Below are 17,750 nucleotides of genomic sequence, written 5' to 3' on the forward strand. Positions count from 1 at the left end.
CCGACAGGCGCCGCCCATCGAGGCGGCGTTTTTGCGCTAGGCTGGTCGCTTCTCCCCGAGGAAGCCGACCATGACCGCGACCCTGATGAAACTCCCGCTGCAATCCATCGACGGCGAAACCCTGACCCTGGAACGCTACCTGGGCAAGGTGCTGCTGGTGGTGAACGTCGCCTCTAAGTGCGGCCTCACCAGCCAGTACGAAGGCCTGGAACGCCTTTACGAGACCCAGCGCGAGCGCGGTCTGGAAGTACTCGGCTTTCCCGCCAACAACTTCAAGCAGCAGGAGCCCGGCAGCGACGCCGAGATCAAGGAATTCTGCACCCTCACCTACGGCGTGCAGTTTCCGCTGTTCGCCAAGCTCAGCGTGGTGGGTGAAGACCAGCATCCGCTCTATGCCGAACTGACCCAGGCGCAGCCCGAGGCCACCGGCGACGGCCCCTTCCGCGAGCGCATGCTGAGTCGGGGTGGCACGCCCAATCCCAAGCCCGAGGTGCTGTGGAACTTCGAGAAATTCCTGATCGGGCGCAATGGGGAGGTGGTGGGTCGTTTCGCGCCCGACGTGACGGCGGATGATCCGCGATTGGTGGAGGCCATCGAGAAGGAATTGGCCAAGGGTTGAGGTCGGGGTGCCAGTAGGTTGGGTTGAGCGTTAGCGAAGCCCAACGGTGTTAGGGTCAACCTTCAATCTTGGTGCCCTAGCTGATTATCGAGTTTTGCTGGCACTTCTTGTTTCGCTCTCTCGAGCGAGTCACTTTTGCCAGTCGCGGCAGCGCGCCCCAGACAAAAGTAACTCGCCCGGGTGGGCGAAACAAAAGCCATCAGAGCACTCGATAATCAGCTAGTGCACCAACAAGCCCTGGCAATGGCTATGTATTGTTGGGCTTCGCTAACGCTCAACCCAACCTACATGAATCTTCTGCTCAAGAAGTCGGACTGCGACAGTCAGCCCGCCCTCTCTTACCCCCGCTGCAACACCCCGCGCATGGACCCGAAATGCCCGGGGAAGGAACAGAAGAAGGTGTACTCCTTGCCCGCTTCCAGAACGCCGGTATCGAAGGTCACCGCGTCCTTCTCGCCACCGCCCAGCATGCGGGTGTGGGCAATGACGCGTTCGTCGCCCTCGGGCAGATAGCCCTTGGCCTCCCCAGCGCTCATGCCCGCGGCGTCGACGGCCGAGGCGTCGGTGGCGCGGGTCAGGACCCAGTTGTGGCCCATGACGTTCTTGGGCAGGCTGCCGTTGTGGATCAGCTCGACGGTAAAGGTCTTGCACGAGGCCGGGACCTGGATCGAGGCGCGGCTGTAGGTCATCTGGTCGCCGGCTTCGATCTGGGTGGTACAGCTGTCGGCGGCCCAGGCGCCGGTACTTCCCAGGACGAACAAAGCGGCGGCAAAAAGCGTGGATTTCATGAACCCTCCGGATGCGTGAAAGTCGCCAGTCAGACCGATGCGAGGGTGGCGGGTTCCAGCGATCATGGCAAGGGAGCCGCTCCGCTCTATCGCCTCCATCGAAACCTTTGCCGGGTCGTCGGGCCTTACCTCTAGGTACTATCTCCCTCATTATCCGCCAGCCAAGGACGCCCGCCATGACCCTTACCGCCCTGCTGCACGAGTTGTTCGCCAGCTATGCCCAGGCCGCCAGCGGCAATGCGCCGGAAGAGGCTTCTCTCGCGCGATGACGGTGCTTTGATCGCGCGTGGCGGGCAGCTAGGCTAGGCGTTTTGCCTGCCTAGGAGTCTCCATGTCGCTGAAAACCGTCTGTGTCTTCTGTGGCGCCAAGCCCGGCGCCTCGCCCGTCTTCGCGGAAGCGGCCGCGCGCCTGGGTCGTACCCTCGCCGAGCGTGGCCTCACCCTGGTCTACGGCGGTGGCAAGGTCGGCCTGATGGGTGTGGTCGCGGATGCTGCCCTGGCCGCCGGTGGCGAGGTGATCGGTATCATTCCCCAGAGTCTCAAGACCGCCGAGCTGGGCCATACCGGCTGCACGCGTCTGGAAGTGGTCGACGGCATGCATGCGCGCAAGGCGCGCATGGCGGAGCTGGCCGATGCCTTCATCGCCCTCCCCGGCGGCCTGGGCACCCTGGAAGAGCTTTTCGAGGTCTGGACCTGGGGGCAGCTCGGCTACCATGCCAAGCCCATGGGCCTGCTGGAGGTCGACGGCTTCTATGCCCAGCTGGAGGGCTTCCTCGATCACCTGGTGGCCCAGGGCTTCGTCGCCGCGCCGCATCGCGCCATGCTGCAGGTGGAAGACTCGCCGACCGCGCTGCTGGACGCTCTCGCCGCCTGGCAACCCACGGTGCCGCCGCGCTGGGCGGAATCGGCTCCGCGCTGATCTGGCTACACCGCCCGTCTCGGGTCTCGAACCCTCGCCGCTTGTGGCCTGTCGGTACTGACAGGCCCGCAAACGTTTCAAGAGCGACGAGGATTCTCCCATGACCGATTTTCCCAAAGCCCCCATGCCGGAACAGCAACAAAAGGTTCCCGGCCTGCAATCGCGCATGAATCCGGTCCCGGATTGCGGTGAACAGAGCTACAAGGGCTCCGGCCGCCTGACCGGCAAGAAGGCGCTGATCACCGGTGGCGACAGTGGCATCGGCCGCGCCGTGGCCATCGCCTTCGCCCGCGAGGGCGCCGATGTCGCCATCAGCTACCTGAACGAACACGAAGACGCCGAGGACACCGCCCGCCTGGTGCGCGAAGCCGGCCGCGAAGCCCTGTTGCTGCCGGGCTGCCTGTCCAAGCGCGAGCAGTGCCTGGCGGTGGTGGACCAGACCGTGGCCGCCTTTGGCCGCATCGATGTGCTGGTCAACAACGCCGCCTTCCAGATGACCCACGAGACCCTCGAAGAGATTCCCGACGACGAGTGGGTCTACACCTTCGATGTGAACATCACCGCCATGTTTCGCATCACCCAGGCCGCGCTAAAGCACATGGGCCAGGGTGGCTCCATCATCAACACCACCTCGGTGAACTCGGACATGCCGCGGCCGACGCTGCTGGCCTATGCCACCACCAAGGGCGCCATCGCCAACTTCACCGCGGGCCTGGCGCAGCTGCTCGGCGAGAAGGGCATCCGCGCCAACAGCGTGGCTCCCGGTCCCATCTGGACCCCGCTGATCCCCGCCACCATGCCACCGGAGCAGGTCAAGGAATTCGGTGGCAACACCCCGCTGGGCCGCCCCGGCCAGCCGGTGGAGCTGGCGCCGGTTTACGTGATGCTGGCGTCCGACGAATCCAGCTACACCTCGGGCGCGCGCATCGCCGTCACCGGCGGCAAGCCGATCCTCTAAATGCCCCCTGCGCACCCCGGCACGCGCCGGGGTCGCCCTTCTCGTCTGCATTCGGAGTCCTCTCGTGAGCGAACATCCCAAACCACCCCTCAAACCCCAACCCCAGACCTTTCCCGGCTCCGAAGCGCGCATGGATCCGCAGCCCGACAGCGGCGCCGCGAGCTACCGCGGCTCGGGTCGCCTGGCAGGCAAGAAGACCCTGATCACCGGGGCCGACAGTGGTATCGGCCGCGCCGTGGCCATCGCCTTCGCCCGGGAAGGCGCCGATGTCGCCATCGCCTACCTGGACGAGCACGAGGATGCCCAGGAGACCGCTCGCCTGGTCACCGAAGCCGGGCGCCAGGCCGTGCTGCTGCCGGGCGATCTGGCCGAGCGCCAGACCTGCCTGGACGTGGTGCAGAAAACCGTGGAGGCCTTTGGCCGCATCGACGTGCTGGTCAACAATGCCGCCTTCCAGCAGGTGCGCGACAGCCTCGACGAGATTCCCGACGAGGAATGGGTGCATACCTTCAACGTGAACATCCATGGGATGTTCCGCATCACCCAGGCGGTGGTGAAGCACATGCCGCGCGGCGGCTCCATCATCAACACCGCCTCGATCAATGCCGACATCGCCCCGCCGACCCTGCTGGCCTATTCGGCCACCAAGGGCGCCATCGCCAACTTCACCGCGGGTCTGGCGCAGCTGCTCGGCGAGAAAGGCATCCGTGCCAACAGTGTGGCCCCGGGCCCAATCTGGACGCCGCTGATCGTCAGCACCATGAAGCCGGACGAACCGGAGCAATTCGGTAGCAGCACGCCCCTGGGGCGTCCCGGCCAGCCGGTGGAGCTGGCGCCGGCCTATGTGCTGCTGGCGTCGGACGAAGGCAGCTACATCTCTGGCGCCATGCTGCCGGTGACGGGCGGGATGCCGGTGCTCTAAGGGTTTGCTGGGGGGCCGGGGTTTGCCCTCACCCCAGTCCTCTCTCCGAGGGAGAGGAGGTTGGCAGGTAGTAGGTTGGGTTGAGCGCAGCGAAGCCCAACGCAGGATATCCAGCAGCGTTGGGCTTCGACGATGGAGCCGTCTCAACCCAACCTACGAGGCTGGGGTGCCTGGGTTTGCCCTCACCCCAGCCCTCTCCCAGAGGGAGAAGGGTAGCTCCGTAGGTTGGGTTGAGCGCGGCGAAGCCCAACGCGGGATATCCGGCAATGTTGGGCTTCGACGATGAAGCCGTCTCAACCCAACCTACGAGGTTAAGGTGCCTGGGTTTGCCCTCACCCCAGCCCTCTCCCGAGGGGAGAGGGGGCGGCTGGATTCCGCGCCCCGTAGGTTGGGTTGAGCGCGGCGAAGCCCAACGCCAGATATCCAGCAGCGTTGGGCTTCGACGATGAAGCCGTCTCAACCCAGCCTACGAGGCTTGCTCTCTCCGATAGAAGATTGTCGGGCGCCCTCTGGGTGAGGGTCGCGCAGATGCCCTACGGCTGCAGGTAGCGCACCATCGCATCGCCGATCATGGTCTTGTGCCGCCGCAACACCGCCGGTGCTTCCATGTCGATGTCGTGGATGCGGCCGAAGGTGTGGCGGTTGGAGACGCGGTAGAAGCAGAACGAACACATCAGCAGGTGCACATCCACGGCATCAAGACCGCTGCGGATGTCACCGCTGGCTTCGCCGCGGACCAGGATGCGGCGCAGGGCTTCTAGGGCCGAGGAGTTGAGGCTGGAGATGGTCTCCGACTGCGCCAGGTGGCGACCGCGGTGGATGTTCTCGATGCTCACCACGCGGATGAAGTCGTCGTGACTGCGGTGGTGCTCGAAGAGGAACTCCGCCAGGGTGCGGATCGCCTCCAGCGGCGGCAGCCGGTCCAGCGGCAGTTCGGCCTCGTTGCCGCGCACGTCGCTGTAGAGCTTTTCCAGCACCGTCAGGTAGAGCTGCTCCTTGCTGCCGAAGTAGTAGTAGATCATCCGCTTGGAGGTATGGGTGCGCTCGGCGATGGCGTCCACCCGCGCACCGCTCAGGCCCAGATCGGCGAACTCGGCCACGGCGGCGGCGAGGATGGCCTGGCGGGTCTTTTCGGGATTGTTCTTGCGCGGCGTACGGAGCGCGGGCGCGAGCGCCGGGGTGTCCTGCATCGGGTCTGACTCTTGGCTGGGGAGAGATGCGGGTACCCACAGGTACCCGCCTGGCTCAGAATTCCAGGGGCGCCGGGCGACCCTGGCGGGCCTGCAGCATGGCCGCCAGGCGGACCGGGCTGTTGGCGGCGCCGTAGCCACTGTAATCCTTGCGCTGGAGGATTTCGAAGAAGAATCGGTCGGCGAAGGACTCGGTATAGACGTGGAACAGCTCGCCACCCTGGGCGTCACGGTCGTAGAGCACGTTGTAGTAGGCCAGGCGACTGAGGAAGTCGTCGTCGAAATCGAAGCGCGCCCCCAGGTCGTCGTAGTAGTTCATTGGGATCTCCAGCAGGGGCACCCCGGCGGCCTTGGCCTGCTCCACCGCCTGGAAGATGTCCTGGCAGGCGAAGGCGATGTGGTGCACCCCCGAGCCGCGATAGCTGGACAGTGCCCGGGCGATGGCGGTGTTGCGATTCTCCGAGATGTTCAGCGCCAGGCGCACGCTGCTCTCGCGATTCTTCAGCGCACGACTCTTGACCAGGCCATAGGGGTCCGGCACCACCACCTCGTCGTCGGCGCTGAAGTCGAACAGGCTCTTGTAGAACAGCACCCAGCTGTCCAGCGCATCGGCCGGCAGGGCGATGGCCACGTGGTCGACATGGGTCAGACCGAGCCCTCCGCTGGCGCCGGCGCTGACATCGAAGTCGGTGTCGTAGAGACTGCGACCGTCCACGCCGCGATCGGCGAGATAGATCAGGCTGCCGTCCGGTGCCCGCACCGCCGGGATCTCCCGCTCGTTGGGGCCGACCAGGCCGCGATAGGGCTGCGCCCGGTACTGCTGGGCGCGCTCCAGGGCGGCCTGGCTGTCCGGCACGCGCAGGGCCATGGCGCACAGCGAGGGGCCGTGGGCCTCGAAGAAGTTGTGGCCGAAGGAATAGGGTTCGGCGTTGAGCACCAGGTTGATCTCGCCCTGGCGCAGCAGGGTGACGTTCTTCGAACGGTGCCGCCCGGCCTGGGCGAAGCCCAGCTTGCCCAGCCAGCGCGCCAGTTCGGCACCATGGCCGTCGTCCACGGCGAATTCGAGGAATTCGGTGCCTTCCAGGCGCGGCGCCTCGGGTGGAGCGAACAGCGGCGCCGCCACCGAGGTCTCGTCGCGCTGCAGCCGCGCGGCGGTCTGCTCTTCCAGATAGAGCAGGGACCTCAGGCCATCGGCGGCGGTGGCGCGGGTCTGGGCGGCGCGAAAGCCGTCGTTGAAGATCTCCAGCGACAGCGGCCCCTGGTAGCCGGTCTGCAGGATGGGCGCGAGAAAACCGGCCAGGTCGAATTCGCCCTGCCCCGGGAAGCAGCGGAAATGCCGACTCCACTCCAGCACGTCCATCTGCAGCAGCGGCGCATCGGCCATCTGCACGAAAAAGATCTTGTCCCCGGGGATCTGGGCGATGCCCGCCGGATCACCGCCGATGGACAGGGTGTGGAAGCTGTCGAGCAGCACGCCGAGATTGGGATGGTCGACCGCCTTCACCAGGCGCCAGACCTGCTGCCAGGTGTTGACGTGGCGTCCCCAGGCGAGGGCTTCGTAGCCGATGCGCAGGCCGCGCGGGGCAGCGCGTTCGGCCAGCAGTTGCAGGTCGTCGGCGATCAGGCGTTCGTCGCCGAGGCTGTCGGCGGCGGTGTTGCTGCACACCAGGATGAGGTCGGTACCCAGTTCCTGCATGAGGTCGAACTTGCGCTCGGCGCGGTCGAGATTGCGCTGCAGGCGCTCGCGGCGATTACCTTCGAAGTCGCGGAACGGTTGGAACAGGGTGATGGCCAGTCCCAGGTCCTGGGCGCGCTGGCGGATCTCCCGCGGACTGGCGCCGGAATACAGCAGGTCGTTCTCGAAGATCTCCACACCGTCGAAGCCCGCCGCGGCGATGGCCTCGAGTTTCTCGGTCAGGGTGCCACTGATGGATACGGTCGCGATGGAACGCTGCATGCCGGTGCTCCTGGGTTGACGGCCACCACGCATGCTACTGGCGGAGTGACCGGTATTCGTTAGGGTCTGGCACCGATTATTCGTGGCACCGCACGGCCCAACAATGGATTATGTACGAACCAGTTAGTTTCTGTTCGCTGATCGAACATTTGGTCATCTGGCGAATTGACCCGCCCCAGCGGCGCCTCGCACTATGGATCGCAGAGCCCAGCGCTCGTCGCTTCCGCCGCGTCGACCATAACAAGACAAACAAGAGTGTGCGTCCATGCCCCTGCTATCCACGTTATCCTGCGCCCCCCGTCTCGTCTGCAGCCCCACCGCGCTCGGTCGGCGACGGCCAGGCTAGGTCTTCCCGTCCTTTCCATCTTCGGCTCCCGCTGCCCGAGCGAGTTCGTGCGCGGCGCTGAAACCCTCCTGGCCTGACAATAAAATTCCGGAGACAACCATGGCCAATACCGCCTCCCCCACCCCCGGCTCCCAAGCCAAGAAAGCCACTGCCAGCGGCTGGATCGGCTCGGCATTGGAATACTACGATTTCTTCATCTACGCCCAGGCGGCGGCGCTGATCTTTCCGCAGATATTCTTCCCCTCCAGCGATCCCAAGATGGCCATCGTCGCCTCCCTCGCCACCTATGGCGTGGGCTATCTGGCGCGGCCGGTCGGCGCCTTCGTGCTCGGTCACTGGGGCGATACCCGCGGCCGCAAGAACGTCCTGCTGCTGTGCATGTTCCTCATGGGCATCGCCACCATGGCCGTTGGCCTGCTGCCCACCTACCACCAGATCGGCATCCTCGCCCCCATCCTGCTGGTGGTGCTGCGCCTGATCCAGGGCTTCGCCGTGGCCGGCGAGATCTCCGGGGCCAGTTCCATGGTGCTCGAACACGCGCCCTTCGGGCGGCGCGGCTACTATGCGAGCTTTACCCTGCAGGGCGTCCAGGCCGGTCAGGTACTGGCCGCGGCGATCTTCCTGCCGCTGGCCTACTTCATGCCCGCCGATGCCTTCAACAGCTGGGGCTGGCGCATCCCCTTCCTGCTCAGCGCCTTCGTCCTGCTGGCCGGTTTCATCATCCGCCGGGAAGTCCATGAGACGCCCGCCTTCGTCAAGGAAGAAGCCAAGGCCGAGACCGCCGCCGTGGCCAGACGCTCGCCCATCGGCGAAGCCCTGACCACCAGCTGGAAGGCCATGATCCTGGTGGCCCTGATGGCGCTAATGAACGTCATCCCGGTGGTGGCCACCATCTTCGGCGCCGCCTATGCGGTGCAGCCGGCCTACGGCATCGGCTTCGACAAGAGCGTCTATCTGTGGATACCGGTGGTGGGCAACATCGTCGCGGTGCTGGTGATCCCCTTCGTCGGCAACCTCTCCGACCGCATCGGGCGGCGGCCGACCATGATCGGCGGTGCCCTGGGGTCGGGTCTGTTGGCCTTCGGTTACCTCTATGCCATCAGCATCCACAACCTGCCGCTGGCTTTCCTCATGTCGCTGCTGATGTGGGGCGTGGTCTACCAGGGCTACAACGCGGTGTTCCCCAGCTTCTACCCGGAGCAGTTCCAGACCCGCTATCGCGTCTCGGCCATGGCCATCGCCCAGAACATCGGCACCATGTTCACCGCCATGCTGCCGGCGCTGTTCACCCTGGTCGCCCCGCCCGGCACCGACAACATCTGGCTGGTGGTCGGTGGCCTGGCCTTCGGCGTGACCTGCCTGTCGGCCCTGGCGGCCTACCTGTCGCCGGAAACCTACCGGGTGCCCATGAGCGACTTGGGCAAGCCGGGCGCCGTGCAGATGGACAAGCACGCCTATGACACGGCCCGTCAGGACAGCCTCAAGGCCAGCGTCTGACCCCTCGCGAGCCCTCGCCTGGCGAGGGCTCCGCCCTGCTACCTTGGTAGCCTTGCCGTAAGACATACGTTGTCATATAACTATTCAGCCGAATGCGTCGGCCCTAGCTTTCCGATAATTCAAATAAGAAAGGAATCCCTCATGTCGCCTGCACCCTCCTAGCCGTACCTCGCGCCACCGCCCTACCTGCCCTCGTCAGATGCCGCCCCCGTGCCGGCAGGGCACCCCTTACCGACAAGAACAAGGAACACCATGAGCACTCGACTCGCTTCCGGCCGGCTCGCCCGTGCCTGCGCCGCCTTCGCCGCCCTGGCCAGCACCACACCGCTGTGGGCCGCAGACGGCTTCATCGAAGGCACCAAGGCCAATCTCAACCTGCGCAACTTCTACTTCAATCGCAACTTCGTCGATCCGGCCTACACCGCGCAGAACAAGGCCGAGGAATGGACCCAGAGCTTCATCTTCGGCCTGACCTCGGGCTACACCCAGGGCCCGGTGGGCTTCGGCATCGATGCCCTGGGGCTCTATTCGGTCAAGCTCGACGGCGGCGCCGGCACCTACGGCACCCAGCTGCTACCGACCCATGCCGGCAACGAGCCGGCCAAGGACTTCGGCCGCCTGGCGGTGGCGGCCAAGGCCAAGGTCTCCAAGACCGATATCAAGGTCGGCGAGTGGTTCGCCGTGCTGCCGATCCTCAGATCCGACGACGGCCGCTCGCTGCCGCAGACCTTCCAGGGCGCCCAGATCCACTCCACCGAGATCCAGAACCTGGAACTCTGGGGCGGCCAGATGCGCCAGAACAGTCCGCGCAACGACGCCAGCATGGAAGACATGTTCATGCAGGGCCGCGCCAATGCCACCTCCGACCGCTTCAACTACGTCGGCGGCGAATACCGGTTCAACGAGAAGCGTACCCAGATCGGCCTCTGGTACGCCCAGCTCGAAGACATCTACAACCAGAAGTTCATCAACCTGATCCACTACCAGCCAGTGGGCAGCTGGACCCTGGGCGCCAACCTCGGCTACTTCATCGGCGACGACGACGGCTCGGCCCGCGCCGGTGCCCTGGACAACCGCACCGCCTATGCGCTGCTCTCGGCCAAGCAGGGCGGCGGCACCTTCTATGTCGGCCTGCAGCGCGTCAGCGGCGACAGCGCCTGGATGAGGGTCAATGGCACCAGCGGCGGCACCCTGGGCAACGACAGCTACAACTCCAGCTACGACAACGCCCGGGAACGCTCCTGGCAGGTGCGCTACGACCACAACTTCGCCGCCTTCGGCGTGCCGGGCCTGACCCTGATGAACCGCTACATCAGCGGCGACAACGTGCACACCGGCAGCATCACCGACGGCAAGGAATGGGGTCGCGAGTCCGAGGTGCAATACGAGGTGCAGAGCGGTCCGCTGAAGAAACTGCTGATCCGCTGGCGCAACTCCAGCATGAGACGCGACTACAGTGCCAGCGGCTCCTTCGACGAGAACCGCATCATCCTCAACTATCCGATCTCGGTGTTGTAGGGCGCAGTTTCGGCGGCGGCCCGGGTGGCCGCCGCTCGCGCCGACTGGACTCGTTGATAGCCGCTCCTACAGTCCACCCGACCGCTGCACCCTTGCCCCGATCCCTCAGGCCTTATACTGTACAAAGATACAGCTTTCGAGGCCTCCACATGACCCAGCCCCAGCGCCCGCCACGGGGTCGTGGCACCGCCAGCAATCCGCACAATCGCTTCGCCGCGACCCGCAGCGAAGCTGAGCACGATGGCTGGTATGACGAAGCCACCCCGCTGACCTTCACCACCTCGGTACGCCGGGAAACCGCCAAGACGGTGATCAGCCGCAATCAGTCGCCGGACGTGGGCTTCGATCGCTCGGTGAATCCCTATCGTGGCTGCGAGCACGGCTGCATCTATTGCTTCGCCCGGCCCTCCCATGCCTATTGGGATCTGTCGCCAGGGATCGACTTCGAGACGAAGCTGATCGCCAAGACCAATCTGGCGGAGCGCCTGGAGGCGGAACTGTGCAAGCCGGGCTATCAGCCGCAACCCATCGCCCTGGGAATCAACACCGACGGCTACCAGCCCATCGAGCGCCAGTACCAGCTGACCCGCCAGGCACTGGAAATCCTGCTGCGCTATCGCCATCCGGTGACGATCATCACCAAGAGCGCGCTGATCCTGCGCGACCTGGATCTCTTCGTGCAGCTGGCCGAGCGCAACCTGGTCCGCGTCGCCTTCAGCCTCACCACGCTGGACGATGACCTCAAGCGCATCCTCGAACCCCGCACCGCGGCGCCCCAGGCCCGGCTGCGCGCCATGCGCACCCTGCACGAGCACGGGGTGCCGGTGAGCGCCCTGCTGGCGCCGATGATTCCCATGATCAACGACCATGAACTCGAAGCCCTGCTGGAGACAGCCCGCGACCACGGCGCCCGCTCGGCCGGCTACACGCTGTTGCGACTGCCACTGGAGATCGCCGACCTGTTCGAGGAGTGGTTGCAGACGCATTTCCCCGAACGCGCCGCCCATGTGATGAGCCTGATCCGGCAGTCGCGTAGCGGCAAGAACTACGACAGCCGCTTCGGCATCCGCATGAAGGGCGAAGGCCAGTTCGCCGAGCTCCTGGCCCAGCGCTTTCGCCTGGCCCGCCGCCGCTTCGGCCTGGAGCGCCGCGAGGGCGAAGGCCTGGATTGCAGCCAGTTCGCCCCGCCGGGGGAGCAGTTGGGGTTGTTCTAGGACAGGCGCCGAACGGGCCGCTCCCTCACCCCAGCCCTCTCCCAGAGGGAGAGGGGGAAAAGCGGCGCACGCCTCGTAGGTTGGGTTGAGCGCAGCGAAGCCCAACGGCCTGGCACCTTCTCCCCCGGCCCTCTCCCAAAGGGAGAGGGGAAAAACAGCGCACGCCTCGTAGGTTGGGTTGAGCGCAGCGAAGCCCAACAGCCTGACACCCTCACCCCAACCCTCTCCCAAGGGGAAAGGGGGAAAAGCAGCGCACGCTTCGTAGGTTGGGTTGAGCGCAGCGAAGCCCAACGGGCCGGCACGCCCCCCAGACCGTCCCACACAGCTGCTAGGCTAACGGCTGTTCCTACTTCCGGAGTCGCCATGACCGCCCCTACCTCGCTCACGCCGGCCCAGGCCGTTGCCGCCGGCATCGACTTCGCCGAACTCAAGGTCGATGCCAGTGGCCTCTACTGGAGTCAGTACGATCCCGCCGACGGCGCCACCCGGCTGTGGCTGCGCACATCCGGCGCTGCACCGCGGTGCCTCACGCCGGCAGGCTTCAGCCTGCGCAGCAAGGTCTATGAATACGGCGGCGGCGCCCTCTGCCTGGGTGACCAGGGACCGCTGTTCGTCAACGAAGCCGACCAGGCGGTCTATCGTCAGCCGCGAGAGGGCGGCGCGCCCGTATGGCTGGCCGGTGGCGAGGCCTGGCGCTATGGCGATCTGCACTGGGATGGCGTCAGGCAGCAGGTGCTGGCGGTCGAGGAGGATCACAGCGAGCAGCCGCCGCGGCATCGCCTGGTCGCCCTGCGCTCGGGCGGCGAGCGTCAGGTGCTCGCCGAGGGCGCGGATTTCTATGCGGCGCCGCGTACCAGCGCCGACGGCTGTCGACTGGCCTGGATCGAGTGGGACAGGCCGCACCAGCCCTGGACCCGCACCCGGCTGCTGGCGGCGACACTGGACAAAGAAGGTCAGCCCGTAGCGCCTAGCATCGTTTCAGCCGATCCCGAGGAGTCGCTGCAGCAGCCGCTCTTCGATGAGGATGACCAACTCTGGGCGCTGAGCGATCGCCAGGGCTGGTGGCAGCCCTGGTGCGAGTCCGCGGAGGGCTTCGCGCCCAGGCAGGCACCCGCGGCGGATCACGCGGCGGCGCCCTGGCAGCTGGGCGGTAGCAGCTGGTTGCCGACCGCGGAAGGCTGGCTGGCGACCTGGCAGGAAGACGGCTTCGGCCTGCTCGGCGAGCGCCGGGCAGCTGGCGAGGTCCGTCGCCTGGCCCCGGACTTCAGCCGTTTCCGCGGCCTGGCCCTGGACGAGACGCACTGCTACTGCATAGCCGCAGCGCCGACCCGGCCCTCGGCGGTGCTGGCCATCGACCGCCAGACCGGCGCGGTGGAGATCGTCACCGGCGGGGTGGCGCCCCTGGCGGACGCGGCCATCGTCACGCCCCAGCCGCTGAGTTATCCCAGCGGTGGCGAGCAGGCCCAGGGCTTTCTCTATCTGCCGGAAGGGCACGGCGAAGGTCCGCCACCGCTGCTGGTCAGCATCCATGGCGGCCCCACCTCCTGCACCTATCCGGTGTTCGATGCGCGTATCCAGTTCTGGGTCCGCCAGGGCTTCGCCGTGGCCGATCTCAACTATCGCGGCAGCAGCGGCCATGGCCGGGCCTATCGCCAGGCACTGCAGCTGCGCTGGGGCGAGGTGGACGTCGAGGATGCCTGCGCGGTGGTCGAGCACCTCGGCGCCCAGGGGCTGGTGGATCCAGCACGCGCCTTTATCCGCGGCGGCAGCGCGGGCGGCTATACCGTGCTCTGCGCCCTGGCCTTCCGCGACGTCTTTCGCGCCGGCGCCAGCCTCTATGGCGTCAGCGATCCCCTGGCGCTGGCCAAGGCCACCCACAAGTTCGAGGCGGACTACCTGGACTGGCTGATCGGCGATCCCGAGGCCGACCGCGCGCGCTACGAGGCCCGTACCCCGCTGCTGCACGCGGATGGCATCCAGGCGCCGGTGATCTTCCTGCAGGGCCTCAAGGATGCTGTGGTGGTCCCGGCCCAGACCGACGCCATGGCCGCGGCCCTGGAGGCGCGCGGCATACCGGTGGTGGTCAGGCGCTATCCCGATGAAGGCCATGGCTTTCGCCGAGCGGCCAACCAGGCCGATGTCCTGGAGCAGGAGGCCGCCTTCTATCGCCGCTGGCTGTGATCGAGGCGCGCTCAGAAAGTCGGTCCGGGCCGACGCTGAGCGCACCCGGGCCGTATAGAATGGCGCTTTAGCCGTCGAGTTCTTGCATGCCCTTCGTTCGCCGCAGTATCGAAAGCGTCGTCTCCACCTGGCTGGCCGGCCTGCTCTTGCTCCTGCCGCTGGTCCTGACCCTGGCGCTGATCGGCTGGATCGTCAGCTTCCTCAATGGGCTGATCGGCCCCAACACCACCCTGGGCCGGCTGTTCGTGGCGGTCGGTCACCCCTTCGTCGGCAACTCCCTGGCGGCCTATGGCCTCGGCACCCTGCTCTTGCTGGTACTGCTCTATCCGCTGGGACTAGCGGTCAAGCTGGGCCTGCGCCGGCCGCTGGGCTGGTTCGCCGACGTGACCTTCCGCCGCATTCCGGTGGTGGGCAAGCTCTATGGCCTGGCCGAACGCTTCGTCGAGTTGCTCGATCGCAAGGAAGGGGGCGCGGATATCCGCGCCATGAGTCCGGTGTGGTGCTTCTTTGGTGGTCAGGGCGTGGCGGTGCTGGCACTGCTGCCCAATCCGGCGGTGATCGATATCGAGGGTCGCCACTATCACGCCGTGCTGGTGCCTTCGGCGCCGGTCCCCGTGGGCGGCGGGTTGCTCTATGTCCCGGTGGACTGGGTGAAACCGGCGGACATGGGCATCGACATGTTCACCAGCATCTATGTCTCCATGGGCATCACCCTGCCACCGGTGGTCAAGGATCGCCAAGTGGAGTTCATTCCCCTGGAAGAGGCCGTGCGCCGCCAGCAAGAAAACGGGACGGCCGAGGAGCCGCCCCGCTCGTCTTAGTTCTGCACGGCCTGGACCGAGCCCCCATCCACGCGCAGGTTGCTGCCGTTAATGAAGGAGCCGCGTTCGGACACCAGCAGGGCGATGGCCGCGGCCACCTCTTCCACCTGGCCGCGACGCTTCTGCACGATGCCGGGTCGTTCTTCGTCGAGGAAGCTTTCGATGGCTTCTTCGAAGGAGACCCCTAGTTCCTTGGCGCGTTTTTCCATCATGCCGTCGGTCATGCCGGTCTCGATGAAGGCTGGCGACACGGTGTTGCACAGCACGCCGTGGGCCGCTTCCTTGTAGGAGAGGTTCTTGATGAAGGCGGCCAGGGCGGCCTTGGCGACGTTGTAGACGGCCTCTTCCCAATAGGGCTGGACGGCGTTTTCCGACGTGATGCAGACGAAGCGACCCCAACCGCGCTTACGCATGCGCGGGATGGCGGCGCGGCCGACGCGCACGGCGGAAAAGAAGTCGGTAGCCCAGGCCTCCTCGTAGTCGGCATCGGCCAGCTCCAGGGGATCGCCCTTGGCGCCGGTGACGCCCGCGGTATGTACCACGATGTCGATCTGGCCGAAGCGGGCCTCGCCCTGCTCTACCAACTGGTCCACCGCGGCCTGGTCAGTCATGTCGGCGGCGATCAGCAGCGGCTCGCCCGGCAGGCCCTTGGCCGCCGCTTCCAACTTGTCCTGCTCCAGGTCGGAAAGCACCAGCTTGACGCCCTCTTCGGCCAACAGCTTAGCCGTGGCCAGCCCCATGCCACCACTGGCCCCCGTGATGAGGGCGACACGCCCCTTGATTCCCAGATCCATAGCGACCTCGTTGGTTGTTTGCGTGCAATGCCGTCATTCGGCGTCTCTGATTCCGACTCGCCACGGGGCGCCGTTGCGCTTACCGTTCGGCGGAAAGCGCAACGGCAGCCCCGCGTGCCGGTCCAGATAGACAAGTCCCCTGGGAAGATCACGATGCACGCCCCTCGCCTGCCCCTGACCCTCTTTCACGACGGCGCCTGCCCGCTGTGCGCCCGCGAGATCGCCTGGCTGCGCCGCCATGCCGACCCCAGCCAGCTGCACCTGGTGGATCTGGCCGCGCCGGACTACGAGGCGCAGGCGCCCGCCGATGCGCCGCCGCGCCAGGCCATGCTCGATCTGCTCCACGCCCGGGATGCCGATGGCTACTGGTTCAAGGGCCTGGACGCCACCTACTGGAGCTGGCGCACCGCAGGCCTCGGCCACTGGGCCCGACCGCTGGCCTGGCGGCCGTTGCGGCCGCTGCTGGAAATGGGCTATCGCCTGTTTCTCAAGCTGCGCCCAGGCCTGACCTGGCTGCCGCATCCTGAGGGCAGTCGGCGTTGCCAGGATGATGTCTGCACCCTGGAAGAGCCGCGCGACCGCTCGCGCAAGGGCTGACACCACCGTTCGCCTGCCATCGCTTCAGTCCTGCAGCAGCGCGGGTCAATCCTGCTGGCATCCGGCCAGGGTTCGCCTGGTCGCCGGTCTCAGCTAAACTGCGCGGCTGCTCGCGTTACGGATCCTGACATGTCTGCTGCTCAACCCGCCCGCGCCCTGGGCCTCGACTTCGGTACCTCCAACTCCACCGCCGGCTGGCTCAGGCCCGCCGGCGACGTCCTGCTGCCCCTCGAAGAAGGCAAGGCCACCCTGCCCTCGGTGATCTTCTTCAACGCCGAGGAACGCCGCCCGGCCTATGGTCGCCAGGCGCTGCACGAATACCTGGAAGGCTACGAGGGCCGCTTGCTGCGTTCGCTCAAGAGCCTGCTCGGTTCCAACCTGCTCAAAGGCGAGACCAGCATCCTCGGCAGCGCCCTGCCCTTCACCGAGGTGCTCGGCCTGTTTCTCGGCACCCTCAAGCAGCGCGCCGAACAGCAGGCCGATCGCCCCTTCGACGCCGTGGTACTGGGCCGTCCGGTGCACTTCGTCGATGACGATCCGGTCGCCGACCAGGAGGCCGAGGACACCCTGGCCGCTGTGGCGCGCCAGGTAGGTTTCAGCGATATCTCCTTCCAGTTCGAACCCCTCGCTGCCGCCTTCGACTACGAACGCAGCATCGAGCACGAAGAACTGGTGCTGATCGTCGACATCGGCGGCGGCACCTCGGACTTCTCCCTGGTGCGCCTGGCGCCGGAGCGCCGCAACCTGGCCGACCGCGCCGGCGACATCCTCGCCACCGGCGGCGTGCACGTCGGCGGCACCGACTTCGACCGCCAGCTGAGTCTGGAAGGCGTGATGCCGCTGCTGGGCTACGGCAGCGCCATGAAGAGCGGCGCCACCATGCCCACCAGCCACTACATCAACCTGGCGACCTGGCACACCATCAACGCCGTCTACGCCAAGAAGAGCGTGCTGGGCCTGCGCGACATGAGATACGACGCCCAGGACACCCGCTGCATGGATCGCCTGTTCAAGCTCATCGAACAGCGCGCCGGCCACTGGCTGGCGATCCAGGTGGAAGACGCCAAGATCGCCCTTACCGACGACTGGCGCCGCACCCTGCGCCTGGATCGCATCGAGACCGGCCTGGCCGCGGATCTGGAGAGGCCACTGTTCGATGCCGCCATCGCCCTGCAACTGGAACGCCTGAGCCGTGGCGTGGACGACCTGCTGGCCCGCGCCGATCTCGATCCGGCGCGGGTCGACAGCCTGTTCTTCACCGGCGGCTCCAGCGGCATCCCGGCACTGCGCCAGGCCCTCGCCAAGCGCTTCCCCGGCGCCCGCCTGGTGGACGGCGACCGCTTCGGCAACATCGGCAACGGCCTGGCCATCGAGGCGTTCAAGCGCTACGGCTGAGTCCTTCGACACCGCCGGGGCCGGCGCCCACGAG

Annotated in this window: 15 protein-coding genes; 11 read left to right on the forward strand and 4 right to left on the reverse strand. The window is 66.4% G+C overall.

Annotation, left to right across the window (positions count from 1 at the left end; genetic code table 11):
• Positions 1-70: 70 nt before the first annotated feature.
• Complete coding sequence (locus tag C722_RS0122345; protein WP_017642638.1) at positions 71-619, forward strand: glutathione peroxidase; 549 nt, start codon at positions 71-73, stop codon at positions 617-619.
• 338 nt (positions 620-957) lie between these two features.
• Here the strand turns inward: C722_RS0122345 and azu are convergent, their stop codons facing one another.
• On the reverse strand, positions 958-1,407 hold the full coding sequence (azu, locus tag C722_RS0122350) for an azurin (protein ID WP_017642639.1): 450 nt from the start codon (positions 1,405-1,407) through the stop codon (positions 958-960).
• Positions 1,408-1,738: 331 nt separating this feature from the next.
• Between azu and C722_RS0122360 the strand changes: the two genes are divergently transcribed.
• From C722_RS0122360 to C722_RS0122370, 3 genes are all read left to right on the forward strand, one after another.
• Positions 1,739-2,326 (forward strand): TIGR00730 family Rossman fold protein, encoded by a 588-nt coding sequence (locus C722_RS0122360; protein WP_017642641.1) that lies wholly within the window; start codon positions 1,739-1,741, stop codon positions 2,324-2,326.
• A 100-nt stretch (positions 2,327-2,426) separates the two neighbouring features.
• Positions 2,427-3,284, forward strand: coding sequence for an SDR family oxidoreductase (locus C722_RS0122365; protein WP_017642642.1), 858 nt, complete (start codon positions 2,427-2,429; stop codon positions 3,282-3,284).
• Between the two features lie 64 nt (positions 3,285-3,348).
• Complete coding sequence (locus C722_RS0122370) at positions 3,349-4,206, forward strand: glucose 1-dehydrogenase (protein WP_017642643.1); 858 nt, start codon at positions 3,349-3,351, stop codon at positions 4,204-4,206.
• Positions 4,207-4,739: 533 nt separating this feature from the next.
• Here the strand turns inward: C722_RS0122370 and C722_RS0122375 are convergent.
• Both C722_RS0122375 and quiC read right to left on the reverse strand, forming a co-directional pair.
• A complete protein-coding gene (locus tag C722_RS0122375) occupies positions 4,740-5,396 on the reverse strand; it encodes a TetR/AcrR family transcriptional regulator (protein ID WP_017642644.1) in 657 nt (218 codons plus the stop codon).
• 55 nt (positions 5,397-5,451) lie between these two features.
• Entirely contained in the window at positions 5,452-7,353 is a 1,902-nt protein-coding gene (gene quiC, locus C722_RS0122380; RefSeq protein WP_017642645.1) for a 3-dehydroshikimate dehydratase QuiC, read from the reverse strand.
• 445 nt (positions 7,354-7,798) lie between these two features.
• On the opposite strand from quiC, the gene C722_RS0122385 reads away from it, so the two are divergent.
• From C722_RS0122385 to C722_RS0122405, 5 genes are all read left to right on the forward strand, one after another.
• Positions 7,799-9,196 carry an MFS transporter gene (locus tag C722_RS0122385; RefSeq protein ID WP_017642646.1) on the forward strand — a complete coding sequence of 466 codons (1,398 nt, stop codon included), beginning with the start codon at positions 7,799-7,801 and terminating at the stop codon, positions 9,194-9,196.
• 252 nt (positions 9,197-9,448) lie between these two features.
• On the forward strand, positions 9,449-10,714 hold the full coding sequence (locus C722_RS0122390) for an OprD family porin (protein ID WP_017642647.1): 1,266 nt from the start codon (positions 9,449-9,451) through the stop codon (positions 10,712-10,714).
• Between the two features lie 149 nt (positions 10,715-10,863).
• Positions 10,864-11,928, forward strand: a complete 1,065-nt coding sequence (locus tag C722_RS0122395) for a PA0069 family radical SAM protein (RefSeq protein WP_017642648.1) — start codon at positions 10,864-10,866, stop codon at positions 11,926-11,928.
• A 363-nt stretch (positions 11,929-12,291) separates the two neighbouring features.
• The gene (locus C722_RS0122400; protein WP_017642649.1) at positions 12,292-14,109 is read left to right on the forward strand and encodes a S9 family peptidase; all 1,818 of its coding nucleotides are present in this window, start codon (positions 12,292-12,294) and stop codon (positions 14,107-14,109) included.
• 86 nt (positions 14,110-14,195) lie between these two features.
• Positions 14,196-14,930: a DUF502 domain-containing protein gene (locus C722_RS0122405; protein WP_017642650.1), complete on the forward strand. Its 735-nt coding sequence runs from the start codon at positions 14,196-14,198 to the stop codon at positions 14,928-14,930.
• Here C722_RS0122405 and C722_RS0122410 read toward each other — a convergent pair.
• A complete protein-coding gene (locus tag C722_RS0122410) occupies positions 14,927-15,724 on the reverse strand; it encodes an SDR family NAD(P)-dependent oxidoreductase (protein WP_017642651.1) in 798 nt (265 codons plus the stop codon). The two genes, C722_RS0122405 and C722_RS0122410, sit on opposite strands and share 4 nt — an antisense overlap.
• 153 nt (positions 15,725-15,877) lie before the next feature.
• Between C722_RS0122410 and C722_RS0122415 the strand changes: the two genes are divergently transcribed.
• Positions 15,878-16,321, forward strand: a complete 444-nt coding sequence (locus C722_RS0122415; RefSeq protein WP_017642652.1) for a thiol-disulfide oxidoreductase DCC family protein — start codon at positions 15,878-15,880, stop codon at positions 16,319-16,321.
• A 129-nt stretch (positions 16,322-16,450) separates the two neighbouring features.
• Positions 16,451-17,716 carry an Hsp70 family protein gene (locus C722_RS0122420; RefSeq protein WP_017642653.1) on the forward strand — a complete coding sequence of 422 codons (1,266 nt, stop codon included), beginning with the start codon at positions 16,451-16,453 and terminating at the stop codon, positions 17,714-17,716.
• Positions 17,717-17,750: the final 34 nt, after the last annotated feature.

Origin of the sequence: Pseudomonas sp. 313, from assembly GCF_000316965.1 — a bacterium.
GTDB classification, from domain to species: domain Bacteria; phylum Pseudomonadota; class Gammaproteobacteria; order Pseudomonadales; family Pseudomonadaceae; genus Chryseomonas; species Chryseomonas benzopyrenica.